Source organism: Pseudomonas sp. IT-P176 (assembly GCF_949767245.1).
Lineage (GTDB): Bacteria > Pseudomonadota > Gammaproteobacteria > Pseudomonadales > Pseudomonadaceae > Aquipseudomonas.
This window is the reverse complement of record NZ_CATKPN010000115.1, coordinates 1-365: the sequence shown is the minus strand read 5'-3', so window position 1 is coordinate 365 and position 365 is coordinate 1. Positions and strand designations below refer to the sequence as shown.

1 protein-coding gene is annotated in these 365 nt (G+C 56.2%); it reads left to right on the top strand.

The window, feature by feature from the left end; genetic code table 11:
- Positions 1-365, top strand: a 365-nt coding sequence (locus tag ACM6IP_RS26040) for an immunoglobulin-like domain-containing protein (RefSeq protein WP_414862608.1), incomplete at both ends; no start/stop codon positions are given.

The window sequence follows — 365 nt, the reverse complement described above, 5'->3', positions numbered from 1 at the left end:
GGCGAAGACCAATACACCACCACCGTTACCGACGAGCCAGGTTCGGGCGATCCAAAAGACCCAGCTAACGAAGGCGACAAAATCACCGTCACCATCGAAAGCAACGGCGACGTACTGGAAAACGCTGCGCCGAAGTTCACCGTCAAGGTCGATCAGGAACTGAAACAAGACCTGACCGTGACCCTGAGCAACGGCGCGACCGTGGTAATCAAGGCCGGCACCACCAGCGTTCCATACGAACTGAAAGCGCAAGGCGACGACGTCTATAAAGACGGCGAAACCATCAAACTCAGCGTCACTGACGCAACGGTTTCAGGTAAATCGTTCGAGAACCTGGTGCTCGGCGACGAGGCTGTGGTCAAGGT